Origin of the sequence: Tunicatimonas pelagia, assembly GCF_030506325.1 — a bacterium.
GTDB classification, from domain to species: domain Bacteria; phylum Bacteroidota; class Bacteroidia; order Cytophagales; family Cyclobacteriaceae; genus Tunicatimonas; species Tunicatimonas pelagia.
Genome location: NZ_CP120683.1, coordinates 460,937 through 485,008 on the forward strand (window position 1 = coordinate 460,937; position 24,072 = coordinate 485,008).

Here is a 24,072-nt window from a genome sequence, read left to right on the forward strand (position 1 = left end):
AGTTCAGTTAGCAGTTTGCAATGAACAATGAGCAATCAAACTGAAAGAGTTGAAGAGTGTCTTTCCTTTTCTAATTGCTCACTGCTAACTGTTCATTGATAATAGTGTGCCAAAGCTAAAATCGGCGATTATGGTTGGTAAACACGGTTTATGGGTAAGATGACTGTTCACTAACGAACAATATTGCTCAGAAGTGAACAATTTGAATTTTAATAAAATCCGCATTACGTAGGGTGAGAAAAAAGTACAGAAGAATATGACTCTACAATCTGATTCACATTATTACAGTACGGTTGCCTCAAGCAAGAGCGGAATGCTAAGCATCGCTAATAGCGTCTGAATAGTGATGATAGCCGCAATTAAGGTTTTGTCTCCGCCTAATTCGGCAGCTAAGGTGTACGATGATACTGAGCAGGGTAAGCAAGTGTACAGCACTGCTACGGATAAGGCTAACCTATCAACCGAGAAGAAAGTACCCAATCCGAAAGCCAGTAACGGCAGTACCACCAGTTTTAGCAGACTGCTCACGGTCAATAATTGCCAGTGCTGCCCCAATGTTCGTACTTGTAGCCCAGCTCCCACGGATAATAAGCCCATTGGTAAGGCTGCCTGCCCCATAATGGTGGTGATTGACGATAACCCCAACGGAAGACCAATACCACTAAAGTTAAGTAACAACCCTACAACACAGGCTACGATGAGTGGGTTCGTCAGAATACTACGCACCACCCGAGCAATATTGGGTGAATTGCGAGGTACCCAGCGGGCAAAGCCTAGTACGCTAATTACATTCACCAGTGGTATTACAATCGCCAAAGCTACTGCCAACAGGGCTAGACCATCGGTCCCCAGAAGCGTTGAAGCACCCGCCAAGCCAATGTAGGTATTCGGGCGAATACTGCCCTGTAGCACCGAGGTATAACTCGCATTACTTCCTGGCATAAGCGGCCTTACCAGCCAGACCACTACCGAAATTACAACGATAGACAAGCATAACACTCCCAGCATCGGAAGTAATTCGGGACGGTTGAGATTAGCAGTAGCCAGCTTGTTAATGAGCAAGGCCGGAAATAGCACGAAGTAGGTCAAACGGTCGGAATACGGCCAGAACGCATCACCCGGAAATTTTATTCGCCGTAGCCCCAAGCCAATCACTACCACACCAAAAACCGGAAGTAAAGCGATGCTCATGTGTTAAAGTGTTAGCGTGTTGTGGTGTTATAGTGCTAGGGTGTTAAAGTACTGAGTGTTATAGTGTTTGTATAATGCTAAGCAACTAGTTCCTATAACACCCCTTTACTACGAACTATAAGAGCGTGTTTGAACTTTATCCTTTAGTTTTCTGATGGCTGTTTTCCGCCCATACTTCGCCTTTTTTTCGGACGATAGCTTAGGCTATCCTCCTCAAAAAGAGTCTCGTCTGTCCGAAAAACACCTCATAATAAATTCTAAAAATAAAATCCAAACACGCTCTAACACTTTCGCACCATAGCACTATCTCTACTCACAATAATTAAACTTAGGATAGTCAGGACAATCATCGCCTGCGGAAGCATGAATGGTGTGTAACTGTCGCTTTTGCTGATGCAATACATCATGATAAAGAAAGTCGGTAATTTCGGCCACATTATTAGCTAGCGGTCGCCCAGCCCACTCGTGCCGACCGCGACAAACTGTATACAGATAATATGGTTTACCTAGTTCTCGTAGTTTACCCGCAATAGCTTCCGCTCCGTAAAGCGGCATATAACCCGGTTCGCCTACTGAGCAGTAATGGTGTGGTGCTTCTCCGTAGGGCACCAGATTATCGCAAGTGCCGTGAAAAAACTGAGTAGGAACAGCCGATTCGGCCGTCACCCAGTCTAGCGATACCAGAGCACCCGCCATGCTAATGACTCCGGCATAGCGAAAATTTTCGGAAAGTAGCGCCCCCTCTTCCACTATGTGAGTTTCTGGCCAATAAGCTGCGTGCAATACGGCTTCGGCTCCAGCACTGCTTCCGGCTAGTACAATTTGGGTAGTGTCAATGCCCAGTTTAGCCGATTGGCTATTTAGAAATTGAGTAGCCCGAGCAATGTCGTTTCCTGCCACCCGAAATGTATTGATTTTATTAGGGGTAGGCTGATCGCAACTGAAAGACTGTCCCTTCATGGTGAGGGTGTAACTGATGGTAGCCACCACGTAGCCTTTCTGAGCTAACTGACGAAAAAAACGATCCGCCCGCTCCCCATTGCGCTGCCCACCGGAGAAGCCACCACCGTGAACATACAGTAGCAAAGGCCGTTGAGTTTCTGAGTCGTTTTGGGGAGTGTAAATATCTAAATCCAGTGGCTCATTGGGCTGTTGGACGTAGGTAAAGGTTTCCATCTGAACGGAAAACAGGCTATCAAGGTAGCGTTCCTGGGCAAAACTTACTCCACCCATTATTAAGCTAACGAATAGTGACAGAAAGGTTGCGATTATAGATTGGTGCATGGTGTTTAGTTTATTCGGTTTCTAAGATAGGATATTATCCAGAACCTGTCGTCGCACCTTCTTAACTCATGCCTTTCGTATTTCATCTTACCTTTCGGTAATAATAGTTTTCAGATTATTCATTTGTCCGATGTCGAACAGGGACTGTGCCAGAATGAAACAGGTAACTAGTTCAAAGTTCCCTCAGGGCCGTTGAGACCGCTTGGCACACTATTCTCAATGTAATGAATAGTGAATAATGATTAATGAAGCTCATTCCTCCATTCTATAGTGGCATTATTCATTATTTATCAATCATCAAACATTATGTTCAAAAGCTATCTAAAAATCGCCTACCGCAACTTATTGAAGAATAAGATTTTTAGCCTAATTAATATCCTGGGACTAGCCATTGGCATGGCGGCTTGCCTGCTTATTCTACAATACGTTAGCTTCGAGTTGAGCTATGATAAGTTCCACGCAAAGAGCGACCGGATTTATCGGGCGGTCCGATATCAGTACAAAGAAGGCACGCTGGATGTTAAATCAGCCCGAACGTTTCCCACCATTGGCCGAGAACTTCGGGAGAACTTTCCGGAAATGGTAGAATCTTTCGTTAGAATACACCACCAACCCGGTGTTTTCGCCAAGGTTGATACCGAGCAACCCGAATATTTCGATGAAGAACGGGTGTACTACGCAGATGCTTCTTTCTTTGATGTATTTTCTTTCCCGTTATTGGTGGGAAATGTTACCCAAACGTTAGCCAATCCCAATACGGTAGTTATTACTCGTTCAGTAGCCAAGAAGTACTTTGGAGAAGACTGGCAGGAAGTAAACCCAATTGGTAAAACCCTACAATCCCGAACCTATTTTGGTGAAGCCGAACTATTGATTATCGGAGTAGTCGCTGACCCGCCCAGTAACGCTCATTTTACTTTTGACTTTTTGGTATCTTACCCTACAATGCATTCTTGGCGAGATGGTGATGCTGATTATTACTACGAAGCGGAAGAGAGTTGGTATTGGAGTGAGGTTTACACTTATTTGGTGCTAAACCCGGGGAAAGATCCGCAGCAATTGGAAGAAGCGTTTGCCCCTATCGTTAGCCAGCGTACTCCCAGCCGAAGCGAACAAGGATTTACTTTCCGTACTGCCTTACAACCCCTTGAGGAAATTCATTTACGCTCTGCGCTAATGAATGAACTGGAAGCCGGAGGAAATATCCGCACCGTCTACGTACTGTTGATCGTCGCCCTTTGCATTTTAATTATTGCTTGGGTGAATTTCGTTAACCTTTCGGTGGTAAAAGCAATTGAACGGAGCAAGGAAGTAGGGCTACGGAAGGTGCTGGGAGCGAAAAGGAAACAATTGATTAAGCAGTATTTGCTAGAGTCAGCACTGCTAAATGGAGTAGGAATATTAGTGGCGTTCACCCTGTTTCAACTGAGTCTGCCTTACTTTGAACAGTTTGCCGGAGTTACGATAGATCGTACGCTACTTACGCAAGGGATAGGTATCGTAGCAATGGGAGGACTATTTATAGTCGGTACTGTACTCAGTGGTTTGTACCCGGCCGCGGTGCTTTCGGCCTACCATCCCGCCAAGGTACTCCGAGGCAAGCTTACTCAGAACAGGAAAAGCGGACGATTAAGAAAGGGACTGGTGGTCTTTCAGTTCGCTACCGCTTCGGTGTTCATTATCATTGTCTTTGTGGTGAGTCAACAGCTATCGTTTATGCGAGATTATGAGTTAGGAGTCAATATTAAGCAAAAACTGGTGATTGAAGGGCCTCACTCGGTAGATAATGTAGAAGAGTTTAGAGCTAATTCAATTGCCTACAAAACAGCGTTGAAAAGGCATAGCTTAGTCAAACACGCTACTTTTTCTCGTAACGTACCCGCTACTGAGATCAGGGGTAATAACTACGTTCGGCAACGTGGCAAGCCTGAAGAGGCTAAGTTTTACCACGTGATGGGAGTAGACTACGATTACATGGCTACGTTTGACTTGCAGTTGGTTACCGGAAGGTACTTTGACGAAGACCAACCCGTGAGCAATGCGGAGATTATTCAAAATAACGAGAATGCTCCGGACTTTGGTACCAATGATCATTCGGTGATGGTAAACGAAACAGCAGTGAAAAAATTAGGCTTTCCGTCGGCAGAAGAAGCGATTGATCAACAAATATTCGTATTTGGCGGAGTGAAACAGATTGTGGGAGTAGTAAAAGACTATCACCATAAATCGCTAAAGAGTAGCTTTGAACCCATTATTTTCTACCTCCAGCCCACCGGTTGGGAATACGTTACGTTGGATATACAAGCCTCTGATAATTCTGTGGTACGTATTGATGAAATCATTGCTTACGCTGAACAGCAGTGGAAAGTATTTTATCCCGATGAACCCTTTCAGTACTTCTTTTTGGATGATCGGTTCAATCAGCAATACCAAGCCGACCAGCAATTTCATCTATTGTTCAACTTGTTCTCTGGGCTAGTCATCTTTATTGCTTGTATGGGGCTGTTTGGATTGTCTTCGTACGCCGCTGTGCAAAAGACCAAGGAGATAGGAGTGCGTAAGGTACTGGGGGCTTCGGTACAAAGTGTTGTTGCTCTGCTTTCTCGAGACTTCATAAGGCTCGTACTGATCTCCAGCGTTTTGGCGTTACCCCTCGCCTACTGGGCCACCCGACAGTGGCTAGAGAATTACGCCTTTCGGGTAGACATTCACTGGTGGATGTTTTTGCTACCGTTATTAGCTGTTTTAGTTATTGCGCTACTCACCGTCAGCGTTCAAACCATCCGAGCAGCTTTGGCCAACCCAGCAGACTCGTTGCGAAATGAGTAGCTACTTGAAAACATCCGCTACGGCTAATTTTACACTAAGAGGACTATCCAGCAACGTATCGGTCTCATTAAAGAAGTTGTAAGTATCTGCCGAAGTGTATACGGCAATTGCCTTCATACTAGGCAACACAATCCAGCATGAAGAAACCCCAGACTGAAAGTAGCGGTGGGCTTTTTCCACTAACTCGTCTAGGCTTTGAGTGGGCGAAAGAATTTCAACGGTAGCTAGGGGCACATCGTTTCGCTTGATAGTATCGTTACGCCAATCTATCTCGAACTTAGGGTAAATGGCTATATCGGGCACCGAGGGTTTTTCAGGCGTATCTAAGCTAAGTTCGGGTAGGATATGATAGGTTTTATTATAATTAGCCTTTAAAAGATAAACCAGATTCCCTTGTACCAAAGAATGTATTGTGCTAGGCATTGGCTTACCCCGTTCAAGTTCGTATTCAGAAAGAGTCTCGGTAGAATTTGACATACCACTTAGCTTTAAGTAAAAATACAATCTATATAAATAGTAAAGAAGCAATAAGATATTTTATTGGGGAAAAGTTCACCCCACTTTGCCGTTCGTTACCGAACAGTATACTGTATCAGAATGAAATAGTCGAGCTAGTTAAAACACCTCTATAACTATCCAGACCACTTGGCACAGTATTGTCAAATGAATAGTGAATAATGATTAATGAGTGATAAAACTTGTGTCTTCACTCTGTAGTGACATTATTCATTCATCACCAATCATCCGTCATTATGTTCAAGAACTATCTTACCATTACCTACCGGAAACTGATTCGCAAAGGTGAAGATAACCGCAATCTTGAACCACTAGCTCTTACGTGGAAAATGGTAATGCTTGCAATGCTGTTTGCCATTCCGCTCACCTGGATTTGATACAAAACAGCTAGAGGATTTTGAGTGCCACATTCAGTTTAGCTGGTCGGTATTGGCCCTAGCGAGGAGGCAGCATACTACTGATTGCTTTACTATAACAATCAGCGTTCAAACCATCTGAGCGACTTTGGCTAACCCAGCGGATGCTTTACGAAATGAACAGAGCTTACAATAGGTGAGATTGAAAACAAGTAGGGTATCGTCAGATGGAAAGCAACTAGAGCAGAATTTGCTCGTTATTGTTAACAAACCACATAGTTCCCAAAAATGCGCTATCTACTATTTCTTCCTACTCTTGCCCTACTCAGTGCTTGCCACTCCTTCGATTCTTCCGAAATTATTAGCCCTACTGATTACCAAATTCAGTCGGTCAGCTTTAATTTGTCGAAAGATGTAATACCCACAAATATGGTCGCCCAGAAGGTGAAAAACCACCAGGAATTTACCTTAGTTGGAGCTCGCCTTCAGCAGGGCAATGAAAACTTTGTAGCTCTCTGGCTGTTCAATGCTCAAGACTCAGCCGATATTCGCAGTATCAACCAAAGCGCCGAAGCGTTTTCCAGCTTCCCTCACCTTACGGCTATTTCCGCCCCGGATGAAGCTAACAACTTAATTGCTTTTCTGCGAAGAGACTAAAAACGGAGCGCGGAAACTGGAATCCAGATTTGGTAACCGAGCCAATAAAATCTAGCCTACCTTCTTGCTACCTTATTCGTATCTTGAAAGATCTACGAAAAAAATCGTAGGCAAATTTGGATGTACGATTTCTTTCGTATATACTTGGAGTACGATAAATTTCGTAGATTATGAAAATCCCTCCTAAACCTACTGAGGCTGAACTGGAAATTCTTCAGATAGTGTATCAGCTTGGACCTACTACCGTTCGCTTGGTTCACGATGAGCTGGCTCAGCAGCGAGACATCGGTTACACGACTACGCTAAAAAACATGCAAAATATGGTTCAAAAGGGCTTATTAGTTCGCGATGAGTCGGCTAAGAGCCATATTTATGCGGCCAACGTGCCCCAAGAAAAAACCCAAAAGCTACTCCTAGACCGTCTGCTGGAAACGGCCTTTGGTGGCTCTGCCGGGCGGATGGTACTGCAAGCACTAGGTCATCGTAAAACATCGAAGGAAGAGTTAGATCAAATTAAAGAACTTATTAAAAAACTGGAAGGAGGAAAATCATGAGTTGGCTACCCGACACCTGGATACAAACCCTAGGCTGGACATTAGTGCATAGCCTCTGGATTATCACCCTAATCGCTCTGGGTCTACGATTGCTGCTAGCGATCATTCCAAACAGAAGAGCAAAAGCCCGCTATCTTCTATCAGTAGCTACACTTCTCGCAACGATAGTCGCTCTGGGAGTTACCGGGTTTTACGTACACGAGCCAACTGAAAAAGGTGATTATACTGCTCTGATTGAAAATTTGGTTGAGCCTTCGGCCTTCAACGATGAGCTAGCAGTTTCTGACTCTACGCCATCCTTCATTCTACAGTTGAGCGATCAGCTCCGGCAATGGCTTACCCCTCATTTCTCGGGTATTCTCGTGATTTGGTTCAGCGGAGTGCTATTTTTCCTAGTGCGAGGCACCGGACGAATGATTTACCTCCATCGCCTCACTCATCGTAATACGCAGCCACTTAGTGCTCAGTGGCAAAATACTGTAACCCGGCTAACCCAGACTTTAGGCATTCGCCGAAAACTGGTAGTCCGGGTTTCACCCTACGTTCGTAGTCCGTTTGTTGCTGGTCTGCTGAAGCCAGTTATTTTGCTACCAGTTAGCGCGTTCTCTCAGCTAAGCCCGGAGCAGCTCGAAGCTATTTTGGCGCATGAATTGGCTCATATCCGTCGTTGGGATGATACCGTAAACTGGCTGCAAACGGTGGTAGAAATTATTCTATTTTATCATCCGGCTTTGTGGTGGATTTCGCAGGTAATGCGTGATGAGCGGGAAAAATGCTGCGACGATTTGGCCGTAGCCACCTGTGGCAGTGCGCTGGTGTACACTAAAGCACTCGCCCAATTAGAAAGTCTGCCCAATAATACCTCAGCTTTTGCTTTGGCATTATCGCGTTCTGGCAGCGGATTATTGGCCCGTATTGAACGGTTGATCCAGCCGAATGCTTCCTCTACCAAACCTTCGGTAGTTCCGATTATGGTAACTGCGGCGTTGGCTGCTGTCTTGGTTATGAGCTATCAATTTAATCCGCCTACTACCAACTCCTCAGCCGGTAGCTCGCCTATCTACTCCGGATTGATTCCCGGATTACCATCACCCTCCACTGAACCAACCCAGCCACAGCTCGATTCGCCTTGGCAGCCCGCTTTGCCCGACTGGCTGAAAGAGGAAAATAGCGTACTAGATACCATTCCTGCCGAGCAGGATACAATAGTTGCTAGCAACAAGGAAAATACTAAGCGTAATGCCTACCGCTTTTATTTTGTGCCCGACACAGATAGGTTTGAAGTAGACTCACTAACCCAAATTTTTAAGGTTGACTCATTGTCATCAACTTACGCTTTTTCATCACCAGGAATGCACATACTATCGCTGGACTCTCTACCCAAAACAATCATTTTACCACCGAACGCTATTCTACCGCCAAACATCGATCTTGATATTGATGAGAATATTGATTTGGATTTAGATGTGCTAAAAGATATTGAGGTGGTTATTGATTCAGTGCTAAGTGAAAATCATAAATTCAACTTTCATTTCTACGATACCACACCAGAGCCTGATAATTTTCCGCACATGGAGCAATTAAAGCAATTGTTGAGCGATTCTACAGGGAATGGCACTTTTCTAAATGCTCCCAAACCACCTCATGCCCTGCTGTACAATTCTGCCCCACATCGTTTTCGTACTATAGAAAGAACTCTTGATAGAACCCTCGCCCAGCTCGATTCTTTAGGTACCCAAGGGGGATGGTTCAGCGACTCTGCCCGAATGGATAATCTCCGAGCCGCCCAAGAAGCACTAGCTAACTTGCAGCCTTCCGATACATGGCACGAAAAAGTGCTAGAAGCTCAACGACGCTCATTAGAAGCACAGCAGCAACGCCACGAGATGCAGCTACAGTTACGGGATAAGCAACACGAAGAGCGGTTAGCCGCCTGGCAGAAAAGAATGGAAGCCTGGGAAGCTCGGCAGCAAGAAATCCAGCAACGCTTTGAAGAACGTCAACAAGAAATGCAAAAACGTTATGAAGAGCGCGTACGCACCCTGGAACGTCAGGAAGAACAGCTACGCCAGCAACAAGAAAAATTGCAAGAAGAGATTAGGCAGAAATCTAATCTAAATTAGCTAGTGCTCTGCCACGTTTGGAATTGAGGCGACTGCCACGCGGATAACACTGCTTGCGTTTGGTGCGGGTATTCTGCCTGGGTACCAAAAATGTCACCGCAATCATTCCATGACGGCACACCACAACTAATTCTCCCCCACCGTCATCGCGATTATTCTATGACGGGAATACAAAGCGATCTCACGCCCCAGCAGACGGACACTAGACTAGGCGGAGGTAACACTACGGGCGTATACGGCACGAGAGGAACCGATGACTTTACAAAAGACTTCAACAATAAGAAGTCGGATTACTGATACATTTAAAATCAAACTTGATAAAACACCAAGCTTAATTTCAGTTTGATCTGAAAAACGCTAACTAGCTAGTCTGTAGTTTGCCCTATCCGGCAGATCTAGCTATTTGAATACGAGCAGATTTTTTCAGGTTAGGAACGGTGAAACACTCGCACAACGAACCGTAGTCTATCATTTCCATCTTCCTATTTTTCAGCAATTCTGCCTTAAAAATAGTTTCGCAGCCCAACTATCCTCCTATGTTTTGCGTTGATTCACAAAAAGTAGCTTGGCAAAATTTAGCACTTATCGATTTATCGTCCCTTAGAAAAGAGACACTCTGAATCTTCCAGATTTTTCCTGCTTCAGTTTTTCATTTTTGCCAAATTTCTACTAATTTTTGAATTATGTACGTTACATCTACTAAGAGCTACCTATAATCTTTTACCTTTAGATGGAGAGGTTCTCAGGAATAGGAAATTGAAGTAAACTATGAAGCATCAGGACCGAAGATTTGAACAATTATCGCTCGAGAGGAAATGTCGCTACATTCTTAACCGTTGTACCTTCATTGCGACCCGCTTTGTGAAACAGGGCAAGCAGGCATTTCGCATTAATTTATACCATCGGGGCGACTTCTACTACGAGATTTGGTACAACAGCGAGTATCACTACATTGGTGAGGTTCGCATTACGCAAGACCGGTCAATTATTGACGCTTACGCGTCGGCAGTGCAACTCCACTCCCTCGACTGCGAGTAAGTATAGCCTCCAGAAGCTATTGATTATCAATTTGCTGAAGCACAGCAAAAAACTCGGCCAGTATCATGGCAGTAGCTCCCCAAATAATTTGTTTCTGAACTAAATACGCTGGTGCTTGTAGTGTTGTGCCGCGTACTTGAATCTCTTTAACCGTTCTATTCTCTGGCTGCAAGAAGGATTGAGCCAAAACATCCAAGGTAGCCGCTACTTCAACCGGGTCGGCCTGATAGGTCGGGGGTTCGCGCACAAAAGCTACCACAGGGCTTACTATAAACTTACTTACCGGAATATACAGATCAGACAACTGCCCAAGCACTTGGTCAGGGAGCACCTCTACTCCGATCTCTTCCCGCGTTTCTCGCAATGCAGTATCTACCATTGACGCATCCTCCGGCTCTACCTTCCCTCCCGGAAAAGCAATTTGCCCACTGTGCGCTCCGTCGTAGTGGGGTCGTTGGATTAACGGGAAGTACAATCTTTGCTCCGAGCCGGGATAAAGAAGAATCAGCACTCCCGCTCGCTTAGCATTTGGCAGAGGAAGTAGCCGGGCAGTACGGTGATGTTCGGTAGCCATACGCTGCTGTGCTTGCCAACCGGGCAAAGGCTGCCGCAATCGCTCCCTCAGCGAAGAAATTAACTCATCAGAAAAATCCACCCCTATCTGTTTTCGCGAAACGCCTAGTTAGCCGCCTCTAAGGTTTCTACAATAATGTTGTGGTTGGTGTAGATGCAAATATCCGCCGCAATGCCCAGGCTTTCCTTCACCATTTCTTCGGCAGACAGGTTGCTAGAGTGCTTCTTTAGGGCTAGTGCCGCTGCTTGGGCGTACATACTGCCCGAGCCAATGGTAGCAATATCATGATCGGGTTCCAATACATCGCCGGTTCCTGATAGAATTAGTAGCTCCGAAGCATCAGCCACAATCATCATGGCCTCTAGCTTGCGAAGGTAACGGTCGGTGCGCCAGTCTTTAGCTAGCTCAATGGCCGCTCGCTTTATATTACCCCCGTAAGAATTGAGCTTTTCATCAAAACGCTCAATCAAGGTGAAGGCATCGGCGGTTGATCCGGCAAACCCGGTTACAATTTTACCATTTTGCAGCTTACGGATTTTACGGACATTACTTTTAGCTACGGTATTTCCCATCGTGGCTTGCCCATCGGCTCCAATCGCTATCTGATTTCCGTGCTTAATGGCAACGACGGTAGTAGATTTTATTTTTTGCATGATTTCTAAAATTGCAAATTACAAGTTGAAGATTGGCTGGGCTGCTGTAGAAACTACGCTTTTACATTAGCCATTACACCTAACCCTTAAGAAAAGGCTTGTGCAATGCAACCTAGCCTTGTTGACGAATAAAGGCAGGAAATGTTTTGAGCAGTCAGGCGATTTTTTTAGTCGCTATGGTGTAATCACTTCCTCTTTTCCGTCAAAGTACGTTACTCGCACTTCCGTTTCCTGTCCGCTAAGTGGCAGCTTCCGACTGGATTGCGATAGGTAGGAACTACCGTAGTAAAACTCCTGAACCCATTGAGAACTATCGGCAAAAGTTACGGTAGCTTTCAGCGCATTCAGCGGGATCGTCACGAAGTTTTTCGGGCTGGATGCGTGAGCGGTTGAATACACTTGCAGCGAATCTGAATTCTTCGCAAAGAGGTACGCCCATTGATTGCCCAATTGTAAGGTAGCTACTCCTCTAGCGTTTCCTGGTACGACAAGTCCGCTGGTGGTAGGAGCAACTGCGGTGAAGTTTCCGGTTCCGTCCCCCGGTAGCAACGTTCCTACGGAGGCATCGTAGCGTCCGGTAATGGTTTCCGGGCTAAAATCGTTTCCAGTAAGTACAACATCCAGAAAGCCGTCCGCCGTAAAATCCTGCACCAAAATTCCGTACACTGGCGACCATTGCGCCATAAGCGGTAACTCCGTAAGTTTGAACCGACCATTTCCTGTATTCTCTAGGTAGCTAGAAGCAAACTGAAAAGCTTTGGCCGTGTAAGCTCGACTTTTATCCGCTGGGGTCAACACATCGGCAATGGTCGCCTCCGCGTAGTTAGCGTAACTGGTAAACTTCTTTTTAAGAGCGGGTACTTGCCGAATCAGATCATCCCGGGTGGGTATCGGAGATTCTTGGTGATTGATGTACGCCGTGATAATCGGATCAACGAACCCATTCTGATCCAGATCGGCAGCGTAAATAGTCATAGGCTCATCCGGCGAAACTTTGTAAGCGGTGTTTAGACCAATATTACCCAGTATATAGTCCGTATCACCATCCTGATCAAAATCACCGCCATTAATGCTATTCCACCAGCCCGAAGTGTACTTCAGCCCGGTTTGAGAGGACACGTTTTCTAGCTTACCCTGATTGTTTCGGAAAAACTGAATCGGCATAAACTCACCGACGATGATTAAATCAGCGTCAGCATCATTATCAAAATCCGTCCAGAGGGCATCTTTTACCATGCCTAGTCGGCGTAAATCTGGGGCTTGTTCTAATGTTTTATCGGTAAAGACCCCACCCTCATTTATCAGCAGATAGCTATCCGGGGGCAACGGATACTTGAGTGGAATGCTGCCTCCACCCACGAACAAATCTAGATCACCGTCGGCATCAATATCGGTAGCGCGTACGCAGGTAGCACTAGACCGAAGCAGGGGCAGCATATCTTTTGTAAGCGTAAAATTTCCTCGGCCATCGTTGCGGTAGAGACGATCTTGGTAGTATTCGGAGTTTTCGTAATGCTCGTTACTGCCACTGGCAATGTACAAGTCAAGATCGCTATCACCATCGTAGTCAAACAATAGCACCCCTAAATCTTCTTCGTACTTTTCTTCGCTGCTTAGTTTTTTTTCTTGGAAAGTGCCATCGGGCTGCTGAAGAAAAAATGATCCAGCGTGGGAGTATGCCCCACCCATAAAGAAATCCTCTCGTTCATCACCGTTCACATCGCCTACCGCAATACCCGGTCCCTGTTCCGATAGTTTGTGGGGCAGTAAATACTGACGGCTAAAATCATCGTATTCCGGATCTTTGTGCTGATAGTTTATATTGAGTGATTTGGTTACTTCGGAAAACCAACTGTTTGAGATGGGTAAATTATTCTTTTTCGCGAATTCTGCATCCTGATAATCAATTGTAATTTCCTGATTGACGTTTACAGATTCTTGTCTGGCTATTTTTCCATCCGGCCACTGTACTACTATACTATCTACCTTATTTTGCTTGCCCAAACCAGCATGTAGCAAATAATCCATCGAGGACTGGTACCCCCGACTTACCGACTGCTCAATAAATTGCTGTTTATCAGAAGTGTAAATTGATACTTTCGCTCCAATGCCGTTCGGGTTCAAGCTGTCGCCTACCAGCCAAATTCGAAGGAAATTATTCTCACTGAACTTGTTGGTATGATTAAGGTAGATGAAAGCGGCTTCGTTAATATTATTTACTACCAAATCCAGATCGCCATCCCGGTCTAAATCACCGTAAGCAGCACCATTGGATAACGAAGGCTGGTCAATTCCCCACTGGCGGGAGACATCCTCAAACCGGAGTGCACCTTTGTTTTGAAACACAAAATTAGCCAGTTTGATAGACGGCATCTGCCGGGCTTTCTGCTTGAGAATGGTATCTAGGCTGTCGGGGGAAACTGAGTTTCCAATCCCGGCGGTATAATTGATAAAATCCAAATCGGTGATGTCGCGCAGGTAGCCGTTGGTAATGAACATATCTTTCCAGCCATCGTTATCGAAATCAGCTATCAAAGGAGACCAGCTCCAGTCGGTAGCGTGCATATTCAGTAGCTGACCAACTTCGGCAAATTTGGGCTGTTGGTGGACGATATTTCCCAAATTAACCTGCACGGTATTTCGCATATACTGCGGCATATAACCCTGCTGGAGAGTGTACTCGAAAAGATTATAGTTCATTGGTCCCGACATCTTTTTTCGGTGCTCATTATCCCGGGGTAGCATATCTACGGTAATAAGATCAGGGAGGCCATCGTTGGTAAAGTCGGCCACATCGTGCCCCATGCTAAAGTGGCTCACGTGACCTAAGTAATTTTCGGTTTGCTGACTAAATGCAGGGTGCCGCCCAGTACCATCTTGATTATTGATGTACAGATAATCACTGGCGACAAAATCGTTGGTAACAAAAATATCCGGCCAGCCATCATTATTGACATCGCTAACACTCACGCCTAACCCCAAACCATCGTAGAGAATTCCCGCTTCAACCGTTACGTCCGTAAACGTAGTGTTTTGACTAGGATCGGCACCGTTATTCCGGTACAATCGATCATTCGCCAAACCCGTTCCATCGCTTACCAAGGGGCGCACCTGATTAGGATTGCGAATAGCATTGGTGTGGTTGAGTAAGTACATGTCCAAATCACCGTCGCGGTCGTAGTCAAAAAAGACCGACTGAGTAGAATAGCTAGTGTCGGCCAGCCCGTAATCTTCGGCAGCTTCGGTAAAGGTCGGCTGCCCCGTTTCAGGATTTATCCCGTTGTTGATTAGCAGCTTATTTTTTCGCTGTTCAGCCGGATAATTTCCTGAACGGCACACGTATATATCCAGCAGCCCATCCGTATTAATATCTACCATCGTTACTCCGGTAGACCATCCGGACGATTGGATATTAGCTCCTTGGCTGATGTCAGTAAATTGAAGTTCTTCAGTATTTCCACTATTTATATACAGTCGATCATTAACCATATTTCCGGTGAAGAACAAATCGGGCAGTGAGTCGTTATTAACATCGCCGATGGCTACCCCGCCGCCGTTGTAAACGTAAAAAAAGTCGACCATATTGAAGGTCTCATTCTCTTCTACGGTGTTAGTAAAATCTACTCTGGTTTGCTCGGGTAGTAACAGTTCAAATACCGATTGCTCTTCCTGATTTTCAGAAGCCTCTTTCGGTTCACAGCTCACCATTATTCCACCTACCAGCAGTGTAGATAGAAAAAGAAGACGCGAGAGGAATAAAGTGGGTAAAAATGCAGTGTTGGGTAGCATTGTTAAGTTTCACCTAAAAAGTAAAACCCGCTTAAAAGCAGGTTTTACCAATAGAATATGGTTCGTTGTTTTTACTGAAATTTAGTAAGCTGAACTCTGGGTTACGTTCGGGTTGCCCAGCGTTTCGTTGAGCGGAATGGGTAGTACGTAATCCTGCGGGGAAAGCACCCGATCTACGTCGTAGGTATCAATGAACTCTTGAATATAGTCGCCTAAGTAGTCTTGCTCTCCGCCGAAGGTGCTTTTGCGCTTGAGTTCAGGGTAGGTTTCTTGCTCAAAGGCAAACTCCAGCACCCGCTCATTCACAATGGCATCCCGTAGATCAGACTGGCTCAAGCCCGATAGTGGCTCTAGACCAGCTCGCTGTCGTACCGCATTAATTCCAAAATAGGCATCGCCTGTACCGCTTTCGTTAGCCGCTTCGGAATGACCGAGCAGCACGTCGGCGTAGCGCAGATACACGATGTTTCTTTCGGTAAACTCAAAGGCAGTGATTCCTACTTCTACCCACTTAGCCACCCAGCCACTAGAATACACTAATTCGTCCGGGTTATTAGGGTCAGCATCCGCCGAAACCATGCCTCCGAAGCGGCTTAGATTGTAAGATGCATCGGCACTCCACCGCACTACCGGATGATCACCCGCACTATTGAGCGGAGGCCGTGTGCTTGGATAGCTTTCCAGAAAGGTACCGGGAATTCGTTTATCATTGTCATCATACTTCATGCGGAAGGCTTGGGTACCATTAAGCCAGTGCCAACCCACTCCACCAATCTCGTTGGGCATATCGCCCGGTACAAAGTGAGCATGGTGATTATTGTTTTCTTCAGCGTTCGCTTCCGCCGAAACCTGGGCTTCAAAAATCCGCTCACCGGAGTTCTCGTGTTCTACGGCAAAATTATGGGCAAAGTCTTCAAACAGATCAAAGCTTCCGCTGCTTACGATAGCCTCCGCCGTGGTGCGGGCTTCGTTCCACTTTTCGTCGAGCAGATACACTTTCATTAGCAACGCTTGCGCGGCCCAAGTAGTAGCTCGACCCAGATCATCTCCGGTATAAGCTTCAGGTAATATGCTAGCTACCGCCGCTAAATCGCCTTGCATAAGATCAAGCGCAAGCCGTTTTCCGTTTTCATTAGAAGGGAAGTCTTGGTCACTTATGGTCTGCTGGGTAGTGACCGGAACATCATCAAAGTAACGAACCAAGTTATAGTAGTAGAATGCCCGCAAGAACATGGCCTCAGCCTTTACCCGGTCAATTAATTGCGTGTTAGGCGCACCTTCTTCCTTTAGCTCATCGGCTCGTTCAATCACGGCATTCGCCCGGTTAATGTTCTCGTAGGAGATTCGCCAGTAGGTAGCAATATATTCGTCACCTGGATCTACGTTTCCGTTTTGAAAATCCAGTGGCCCCTTCTCCCAGCCTACTTGGTAACCGACCCGGCACTCAAATACGTAACGGTTGTAGAAGTGGTTAAACCAATCTTGCCCGGCACCTATTCCGTCATACACCGCGTTTACCCCTAATTCTAACTGCTCAGCGGTAGTGAAGAAGCTATCTTGGGTGATAAAGTCTGGACTTTCTTCTAAATCTTCGCAAGCCAACGGAAACAGCATAGCGACCATCAGCCCTAATCTTGCAAGTTTTGCTATTATAATTTTCATATCTGATTGTGTTGGTTAAATTCCTAAGTTTATTCCGACAGTGAAGGTGCGCGCCCGAGGATACGCATCATAATCATCGCCCCGGTTCAAGTTATTTTGCCCTTGGTTGTTCACTTCAGGATCAAACCCACTGTAGTTAGTAAAAAGCAGTGGGTTTTGCGCGCTCACGTACACCCGGGCTTTGCTAATAAATTTAGAAACCGGAAAGGTGTATCCAAGAGCCACATTCTGTATCCGGATAAAGCTACCGTCCTCGATAAAGTAATCTGAATCCCGGAAGGAGTTAGCAAAGTCGCGGTTGGCGTCGATAACCGGACGAGGTGCATTTGGGTTCTCAGGAGTCCACGAATCAGTTAAAATGTTAGCAATTTGGTTGATTTTCTGCACCCCATCGCCAATTTCTGACTGCTGGAGATTTCTTATATCCACTCCCTGCACCCCGCGTAGGAATAAGCTAAAGTCAAAGTTCTTGAAGTTGAGGCTAGTATTAAGTCCCCAGGTGAAGTCGGGGTTGGGATCGCCAATGATAACAAAATCGTCGGGGGTGATTTCACCATCTTCGTTTACGTCTCGGTACTGAGGATAACCAGGTTTATCGCCGGAGCGAGAAGGACTGTTGTCAATTTCTTCCTGGCTTTGGAAGATACCAATGTAATCGTATCCTCGCCATGCGCCAATCGGGTTACCAGCTTCCACCCAGCTTCCTTCCACCCCTAAGTGGCCACTGGTTGAGTTAGCGAAGAACGGCGTACTGGTACCCAAGTCGGTAATCTCGTTGCGGAGGAAAGAAATGTTACCGGAAATATTCCATCGCAAGTCCTGACGGTCAATGGCGATGTAGTTCAGGCCTAGTTCAAACCCTCGGTTTTGCAGTGAGCCAGAATTTTTCAGTACTGATTCAAACCCTAGGCTGGCCGGTATTGATACAAATAGTAGCAAATCTTCGGTACTATTCGCAAAATAGTCGGCGGTTACATTCAATCGATTTTCTAAGAATGAAACGTCCATACCTACGTTAAACATTTGGGTAGATTCCCACCGCAGAGCGGAGTTTCCCAGCCGTTCGTCGGCCAGTCCTAATATCAGATTACCACCAAACACGTAGTTGTATTCCGTGAGGTTAGCCTGAGAGTTGTACACCGGTATTTCGGAGTTACCGGTAATTCCCCAACTGGTTCGCACTTTCATATCGCTGACCGTATTGGCTAAGAAGGAATTCTTGAAGAAATCCTCCTCAACCACTCGCCAGCCCAAAGCTACCGAAGGGAAATTGGCCCAGCGGTTGTTCGCTCCAAAGCGGGAAGAGCCATCACGACGCATGGAAACCGTTAGCAGGTAGCGCTCCATAAAATTATAGTTGATACGACCTAGCATTGACTTAAGTAACCACTCCCGTCGCTCCGACACCGGAATCTGAATATCAGTTCCTCCGCTCAGCGTAGCCTGCTCTACTGTAGCAGCGGACAACCCTCGGTTGGTAGCACTGGTAAACTCGTTTACTTCCTTTTGAAAGGTGTACCCGGCCACTACATCTATGCTGTGCCTATCGTTAAACCGTTTGTTATACGAGAGAATGTTCTCGTTCAAGATATTGATAGAGTTTCGACCGGCTCTGGTTAGCTCACCCGAGCGGTCGCGCCCAAGGCGGGTGTTATCTACCGGAAAGAAGGTAGTCCGGCTACCGTTAAGAATATCGGCTCCGATACTGGTTCTAAAGTTAAGTCCTTCGGCGATGTTAAAAGTAAGTGCCGTATTCCCTAAGATACGATTGTAGATATCACTATCCGAGACAAACTCCAGTTCTTGCAGCGGGTTGGTAAAAAACCGTCCGTCGTAAGAGGCCAATGCAAAAGTACCATCATTATTTCTCACCGGAATGGTAGGATCAAGTCCTAGTGCGGTGATTAGTAACCCTCCGGGGCCACCCCGGTCGGTGGGAGCGTTATTGGAGGTGGTGCGGTTGTACGACCAGCTCGAGCTCATCGTCAAACGATCATTGATTAAGTTATTGTCAACATTAAGCCGGAGGCCATAGCGGGTAAAATCAGTATTCTTAATGATCCCTTCGTTGTTAAAGTAGCTTCCGATAATCGCGTAACGAGCATTCTCGCTACCTCCCGAAAAGCTTAGCTGATGGTTGTCAATACGTCCGTTGCGGGTAACTTCATCAAACCAGTTGGTTCCAGCCCCAATCGCCTCAATTTCGGCGGGAGAATAAATGGGAGCTCCACCCTGACTGGTTTCTAAAGCATTGAGATACGTAGCAAAACCTCTTCCATCCAGCACGTCAACCTCGTTAGCAATCGTCTGAACTGACACTGATCCATCGTACTCAATTTTATTTTCACCTGCTTTACCCCGTTTGGTAGTAATTAGCACCACGCCATTCGCTCCGCGAGAACCGTAGATAGAAGTAGCGGAGGCATCCTTCAATATTTCAATGGATTCAATAGCGTTGGGGTTAATGGTAGACATCACGTTAGATGGTTGTCGGTCGCCACCCAATCCATAGGCACTATTATCAGGGTAGATCGGAAACCCATCTACTACATACAGTGGTTCACTACCACTATTGATGGAGTTGGCACCCCGCACTCGAACCGATACTCCGCCACCGGGTGCTGCAGATGCTTGTGTAACTTGCACCCCCGGTGCCCGGGCCTGAATGGCTTGATCTACCGAAGCCACTGGAAACTCTTTGATAGATTCCCCTTCAATAGAAGCCACTGATCCGGTCAGGTCGCTTTTCTTCACTGTTCCGTAGCCAACGACAACCACCTCCGACAGCGATTGCAGATCAGGGGTTAAATTGAGGTCAACTGTACTTCTACCGTTGATTTCAATTTCAGTAGTTTGGTAACCCACCGAAGAAAACACCAGCGTGGTAGCATTACCGGGCACGTTTAGGCTGTACTTTCCTTCAATATCAGTGACAGTACCAATGGTAGTACCTTTCGCCAGCACGTTTACTCCGGGTAATCCAGAATTGCTTTCTTCGTCAAGGACAGTACCCGTTACGGTATTTTGAGCGTGAGCGAAAGGAAGTATCCCCCCCATTAATAATAGCCATAGTACGACAGTCAGCTTGCCTAACCAGACTCTTTGCAGTAACAATTGTTTCATTTTTGTAGGTTAAGGTTATAGATAAAAAATAATAGAAAGGTTTTCATAATGGTTTACATAGGCAAAAGTTTAGGTTGGTAAATGATGGATGTTCCGAGAAGCGTTGTTGATTCATTTCGGAAGATAAACACATTCTTAAAAAATAAGAATTTTTCACAATGAACTGATTAATTACTTAGAATTTTACATTTTTTTCAATTTATACTAATCTTTCCACACCTCATTTCAAGCTATTTTACGACCGATTTCTCATAAAAAACAAAAAGCCCGACAAGAAACTTGCCGGGCCTAGGTATGAATATTCTAGTTGCTCTTCTAGATCATAATCCGGATTGGATCTTCTAGTAGTGATTTTAGCGTCTTCAAGAATGCCGCTCCTACCGCGCCGTCTACCGCTCGGTGATCGCAGGACATCGTAACTTTCATCACATTACCTGGAACCAACTGACCATCTTTTACAACTGCGGTCTGTTTAATGCCGCCTACCGCCAGAATACAGGCATCGGGTGGATTCACGATCGCCGTGAATTCTTCAATGCCAAACATGCCTAAGTTAGAAATGGTAAACGTACTTCCTTCCCAATCTTTGGGTTGCAGTTGCTTATTCTTGGCTCTTGCTGCCAAATCTTTTACCTCAGCCCCAATGTGGGATAGCGATTTATTGTCGGCAAAGCGTACTACAGGAACTAGTAAGCCCTCGTCTACGGCTACCGCTATGCCTATATGGATATGCTGGTTCTTGCGGATAGTGTCGCCTTGCCAGGAGACGTTCACATCGGGGTGTTGTCGCAAACTAGCGGCTACGGCTTTTACTACCAGATCGTTGAAAGAAATTTTTACCGGAGAGATTTCATTCATGCTCTTGCGAGCTTCTACCGCCTTATCCATATTGATCTCCATGGTCAGGTAGAAGTGCGGAGCGGTAAATTTACTTTCGGATAATCGCTTAGCAATAGTTTTACGCATTTGCGATACGCGAACTTCCTCGTAGCTCTCTTCACCTACCACTTTCGGTAGCTCAATAGTTGGCGCAGGCGCAGATGCCTCTCCCTTCTTTTGAGTCTGTTCGGTAGGCTGCGCTTGCGGTTCATACTGCTCAACATCCCGCTTTACAATTCGTCCGTTTTCCCCACTGCCCGAGATTTGAGCAATATCGTAGCCCATCTCTTGTGCCATCTTTTTAGCGAGAGGAGAGGCTTTCACCCTTCCGTTGCTACTGGCATTATTATCCTCTGATGACCGACTGGGTGTGTACGCTGGGGCATCTTTTTCTTCAGCGCCATTTTCGGAAGATTCGGGCGCAGATGCTTTTTTTTCATCCTTTTGCTCTGACTTTCCGTTACTACTCGACTTTTGGGCTTTTAATAATTTTTCGTAATCGGCACCTTCTTCGCCAATTACGGCAATTACCCCGTCAACTGGAACCGACCCACCGGCATCTACTCCTATGTATAAGAGAGTACCATCTTCGTAAGATTCTAGCTCCATAGTAGCCTTATCGGTTTCCACCTCGGCAATAATATCGCCAGATTCTACTGAGTCGCCCACCTTCTTTAGCCAATTGGCAATTACTCCCTCTTCCATCGTATCACTCATCTTAGGCATGGTAACTACCGTGGCGTTCACATCGGAAGCATCAACCTCTTGATCACCTTCATCTGCCGGAGCGGAAGCTTCTTTTTCCGAACCTTCGCTGTCGGAAGTGCCACCACTTTCAATTTCCTTTAGCAACCCATCAATATCTTCGCCCTCTTCGCCGATAATGGCAATGACCCCATCAACCGCCACTGCCTCATTTTCTTGAACGCCAATATGCAGGAGCGTACCATCTTCGTAAGATTCTAGCTCCATAGTAGCCTTATCGGTTTCCACCTCGGCAATAATATCGCCAGATTCTACTGAGTCGCCCACCTTCTTTAGCCAATTGGCAATCACGCCTTCTTCCATCGTGTCGCTCATCTTGGGCATTTTAATAACTTCGGCCATGAGTATCTTCTTGTATTATCGTTTATTTTGTTCTAAATCTTACTTGGACTGTAAGCGAGGCAAATTACTGATGAATCCAAATTATACCAATGCTGAACCTAAAAAATGTTGGATTACACCCGAGATTGGTATTTAGAGCTTACTATTTTGTGTAAAACCTGTCTTGCAACTGCATTCTAAACCTGAAACCTAGACTTCTGTTTCCGTTATATTTCTAAATCACAAAACAATCACTCACTTATTTGATTTTCTTAAGAACAATTGTCTTTAACTATTGTATGAATATTCAGGTTATTAGCTGATTTTAATTATTTTTGCAGCGATTTTAACCACGGTCATTTAAACTAACAGCGTTCTTATCTTCTAATGCCACAGCATATCAAATTAAAACGCGGATTTACTATCAACTTGGCGGGAAAGCCTGAAAAAACGGTGAGCGACGCCCCCCCTTCCGACACTTACGCTTTAAAACCTACCGACTTCTTGGGCATGATTCGCCCGAAGGTTTCGGTGAACGAAGGCGATATTGTAAAAGCAGGTGCTCCGGTCTTATTTGATCGGAAACTGGAAGCGGTGAAATACTGCGCTCCGGTTAGTGGAGAAGTGGTGGAAATAAAGCGCGGGGAAAAGCGCAAGCTGCTAGAAATTAAAATACTGGCAGATAAAGAAATAGTTTACGAGGAGTATAAACAGTACTCGATCTCTGATCTGATTGCCCTAGGTCGGGAAGAAGCTCAGGAGCAAATGTTACAAGGAGGAGTATGGCCCCAACTGATTCAGCGTCCCTACGGAATTGTGGCTAACCCCACTGATACTCCTAAAGACATTTTTATATCTACGTTTGATACGAGCCCGTTGGCTCCTAATTACGACATCTTACTCAAAGGGCAAGGAAACTTCTTTTCGGCCGGAGTAGAAGTGCTAAAAAAATTTACTGAGGGTAAAATTCATATTGGTGTCGATGCCAAAGCTGAAGTATCGTCGGTATTCTCCGAGGCAAAGGGAGTGGTTACCACTAAATTTTCGGGCCCTCATCCGGCCGGAAACGTAGGCGTTCATATTCACCACGTTAGCCCTATTAGTAAGGGAGAGATTGTTTGGACGATTGACCCGTACGGCGTAGTACAGATTGGCAAGCTATTTTTAAAAGGAGTGTACGACACTGCTAAAACCGTGTGCCTGGCTGGTTCTGAGGTGAGCAAACCGCAGTATTATCAGACACATAGCGGGGCTTGTATTGATAAGATTGTAGAAGGCAAAATTGAGCATCGCAATGTTCGCTACATTTCTGGGAATGTATTGACCGGAGAGAAAATTGAATCAACTGGTTACCTCGGTTTTTATAACCATTTAATATCGGTAATACCCGAAGGAGACGAATACGAATTCTTGGGGTGGATGAAACCAACTACCGATAAGCTAAGTTTTCATAGAGCATTAGGGTTACTTTCTTTTCTGAATTCTTCGAAGAAAGAATATGTTCTTAATTCAAACATGAAGGGAGAAGAACGCGCCTTTGTGCAGACCGGAATTTATGAGAAAGTGCTACCGATGGATATTCTTCCCGAATATCTTTTAAAAGCCATTATGGCGGAGGACTACGATGAGATGGAGACATTAGGATTGTACGAGGTGATTGAAGAAGACATGGCCTTATGCGAATTTATTGATGTTTCCAAACATGACATTCAAGGTATTATACGACAAGGAATTAATTTACTTCGAGAGACATAGTTA

General features: G+C 45.6%; 17 protein-coding genes. 8 read left to right on the forward strand and 9 right to left on the reverse strand.

Annotated elements, in window-relative coordinates; genetic code table 11:
- Positions 1 to 282: 282 nt before the first annotated feature.
- Positions 283 to 1,191, reverse strand: a complete 909-nt coding sequence (locus P0M28_RS01855; protein ID WP_302207717.1) for an AEC family transporter — start codon at positions 1,189 to 1,191, stop codon at positions 283 to 285.
- 309 nt (positions 1,192 to 1,500) lie between these two features.
- On the reverse strand, positions 1,501 to 2,475 hold the full coding sequence (locus tag P0M28_RS01860; protein ID WP_302207718.1) for an alpha/beta hydrolase: 975 nt from the start codon (positions 2,473 to 2,475) through the stop codon (positions 1,501 to 1,503).
- 306 nt (positions 2,476 to 2,781) lie between these two features.
- Here P0M28_RS01860 and P0M28_RS01865 point away from each other — a divergent pair, with 306 nt between their 5' ends.
- Complete coding sequence (locus P0M28_RS01865; RefSeq protein ID WP_302207720.1) at positions 2,782 to 5,304, forward strand: ABC transporter permease; 2,523 nt, start codon at positions 2,782 to 2,784, stop codon at positions 5,302 to 5,304.
- On the opposite strand, the gene P0M28_RS01870 is transcribed toward P0M28_RS01865, so the two are convergent.
- Entirely contained in the window at positions 5,305 to 5,781 is a 477-nt protein-coding gene (locus tag P0M28_RS01870; protein WP_302207721.1) for a Uma2 family endonuclease, read from the reverse strand.
- A 275-nt stretch (positions 5,782 to 6,056) separates the two neighbouring features.
- On the opposite strand from P0M28_RS01870, the gene P0M28_RS01875 reads away from it, so the two are divergent.
- From P0M28_RS01875 to P0M28_RS01900, 6 genes are all read left to right on the forward strand, one after another.
- On the forward strand, positions 6,057 to 6,197 hold the full coding sequence (locus tag P0M28_RS01875; RefSeq protein WP_302207723.1) for a hypothetical protein: 141 nt from the start codon (positions 6,057 to 6,059) through the stop codon (positions 6,195 to 6,197).
- A gap of 267 nt (positions 6,198 to 6,464) precedes the next feature.
- Positions 6,465 to 6,833: a hypothetical protein gene (locus P0M28_RS01880; RefSeq protein WP_302207724.1), complete on the forward strand. Its 369-nt coding sequence runs from the start codon at positions 6,465 to 6,467 to the stop codon at positions 6,831 to 6,833.
- A gap of 170 nt (positions 6,834 to 7,003) precedes the next feature.
- On the forward strand, positions 7,004 to 7,387 hold the full coding sequence (locus P0M28_RS01885) for a BlaI/MecI/CopY family transcriptional regulator (RefSeq protein ID WP_302207725.1): 384 nt from the start codon (positions 7,004 to 7,006) through the stop codon (positions 7,385 to 7,387).
- Positions 7,384 to 9,510 carry a M56 family metallopeptidase gene (locus tag P0M28_RS01890; RefSeq protein ID WP_302207726.1) on the forward strand — a complete coding sequence of 709 codons (2,127 nt, stop codon included), beginning with the start codon at positions 7,384 to 7,386 and terminating at the stop codon, positions 9,508 to 9,510. Before P0M28_RS01885 ends, P0M28_RS01890 begins: the two co-directional genes overlap by 4 nt.
- Before the next feature lie 90 nt (positions 9,511 to 9,600).
- Positions 9,601 to 9,807, forward strand: a complete 207-nt coding sequence (locus P0M28_RS01895; protein ID WP_302207727.1) for a hypothetical protein — start codon at positions 9,601 to 9,603, stop codon at positions 9,805 to 9,807.
- Positions 9,808 to 10,278: 471 nt separating this feature from the next.
- A complete protein-coding gene (locus P0M28_RS01900) occupies positions 10,279 to 10,548 on the forward strand; it encodes a hypothetical protein (RefSeq protein WP_302207728.1) in 270 nt (89 codons plus the stop codon).
- 16 nt (positions 10,549 to 10,564) lie between these two features.
- Here the strand turns inward: P0M28_RS01900 and P0M28_RS01905 are convergent, their stop codons facing one another.
- From P0M28_RS01905 to P0M28_RS01930, 6 genes are all read right to left on the reverse strand, one after another.
- Positions 10,565 to 11,203 (reverse strand): NUDIX hydrolase, encoded by a 639-nt coding sequence (locus P0M28_RS01905; protein WP_302207729.1) that lies wholly within the window; start codon positions 11,201 to 11,203, stop codon positions 10,565 to 10,567.
- A gap of 23 nt (positions 11,204 to 11,226) precedes the next feature.
- Complete coding sequence (gene hslV / locus P0M28_RS01910; protein WP_302207730.1) at positions 11,227 to 11,775, reverse strand: ATP-dependent protease subunit HslV; 549 nt, start codon at positions 11,773 to 11,775, stop codon at positions 11,227 to 11,229.
- A gap of 174 nt (positions 11,776 to 11,949) precedes the next feature.
- The gene (locus P0M28_RS01915; RefSeq protein ID WP_302207731.1) at positions 11,950 to 15,564 is read right to left on the reverse strand and encodes a VCBS repeat-containing protein; all 3,615 of its coding nucleotides are present in this window, start codon (positions 15,562 to 15,564) and stop codon (positions 11,950 to 11,952) included.
- Between the two features lie 81 nt (positions 15,565 to 15,645).
- A complete protein-coding gene (locus P0M28_RS01920) occupies positions 15,646 to 17,226 on the reverse strand; it encodes a RagB/SusD family nutrient uptake outer membrane protein (RefSeq protein ID WP_302207732.1) in 1,581 nt (526 codons plus the stop codon).
- 15 nt (positions 17,227 to 17,241) lie between these two features.
- A complete protein-coding gene (locus tag P0M28_RS01925; RefSeq protein WP_302207733.1) occupies positions 17,242 to 20,349 on the reverse strand; it encodes a SusC/RagA family TonB-linked outer membrane protein in 3,108 nt (1,035 codons plus the stop codon).
- Between the two features lie 315 nt (positions 20,350 to 20,664).
- Positions 20,665 to 22,335 (reverse strand): pyruvate dehydrogenase complex dihydrolipoamide acetyltransferase, encoded by a 1,671-nt coding sequence (locus P0M28_RS01930; RefSeq protein WP_302207734.1) that lies wholly within the window; start codon positions 22,333 to 22,335, stop codon positions 20,665 to 20,667.
- Positions 22,336 to 22,701: 366 nt separating this feature from the next.
- Here P0M28_RS01930 and P0M28_RS01935 point away from each other — a divergent pair, with 366 nt between their 5' ends.
- Positions 22,702 to 24,069, forward strand: coding sequence for a Na(+)-translocating NADH-quinone reductase subunit A (locus tag P0M28_RS01935; protein WP_302207736.1), 1,368 nt, complete (start codon positions 22,702 to 22,704; stop codon positions 24,067 to 24,069).
- Positions 24,070 to 24,072 lie beyond the last annotated feature (3 nt).

Excerpts from the sequence above, each read along its gene's own strand:
- P0M28_RS01855 (WP_302207717.1), bottom strand. The coding sequence starts at position 1,191 with ATGAGCATCGCTTTACTTCCGGTTTTTGGTGTGGTAGTGATTGGCTTG.
- P0M28_RS01860 (WP_302207718.1), bottom strand. The coding sequence starts at position 2,475 with ATGCACCAATCTATAATCGCAACCTTTCTGTCACTATTCGTTAGCTTA.
- P0M28_RS01865 (WP_302207720.1), top strand. The coding sequence starts at position 2,782 with ATGTTCAAAAGCTATCTAAAAATCGCCTACCGCAACTTATTGAAGAAT.
- P0M28_RS01870 (WP_302207721.1), bottom strand. The coding sequence starts at position 5,781 with ATGTCAAATTCTACCGAGACTCTTTCTGAATACGAACTTGAACGGGGT.
- P0M28_RS01875 (WP_302207723.1), top strand. The coding sequence starts at position 6,057 with ATGTTCAAGAACTATCTTACCATTACCTACCGGAAACTGATTCGCAAA.
- P0M28_RS01880 (WP_302207724.1), top strand. The coding sequence starts at position 6,465 with ATGCGCTATCTACTATTTCTTCCTACTCTTGCCCTACTCAGTGCTTGC.
- P0M28_RS01885 (WP_302207725.1), top strand. The coding sequence starts at position 7,004 with ATGAAAATCCCTCCTAAACCTACTGAGGCTGAACTGGAAATTCTTCAG.
- P0M28_RS01890 (WP_302207726.1), top strand. The coding sequence starts at position 7,384 with ATGAGTTGGCTACCCGACACCTGGATACAAACCCTAGGCTGGACATTA.
- P0M28_RS01895 (WP_302207727.1), top strand. The coding sequence starts at position 9,601 with ATGTCACCGCAATCATTCCATGACGGCACACCACAACTAATTCTCCCC.
- P0M28_RS01900 (WP_302207728.1), top strand. The coding sequence starts at position 10,279 with ATGAAGCATCAGGACCGAAGATTTGAACAATTATCGCTCGAGAGGAAA.
- hslV (WP_302207730.1), bottom strand. The coding sequence starts at position 11,775 with ATGCAAAAAATAAAATCTACTACCGTCGTTGCCATTAAGCACGGAAAT.
- P0M28_RS01915 (WP_302207731.1), bottom strand. The coding sequence starts at position 15,564 with ATGCTACCCAACACTGCATTTTTACCCACTTTATTCCTCTCGCGTCTT.
- P0M28_RS01920 (WP_302207732.1), bottom strand. The coding sequence starts at position 17,226 with ATGAAAATTATAATAGCAAAACTTGCAAGATTAGGGCTGATGGTCGCT.
- P0M28_RS01925 (WP_302207733.1), bottom strand. The coding sequence starts at position 20,349 with ATGAAACAATTGTTACTGCAAAGAGTCTGGTTAGGCAAGCTGACTGTC.
- P0M28_RS01930 (WP_302207734.1), bottom strand. The coding sequence starts at position 22,335 with ATGGCCGAAGTTATTAAAATGCCCAAGATGAGCGACACGATGGAAGAA.
- P0M28_RS01935 (WP_302207736.1), top strand. The coding sequence starts at position 22,702 with ATGCCACAGCATATCAAATTAAAACGCGGATTTACTATCAACTTGGCG.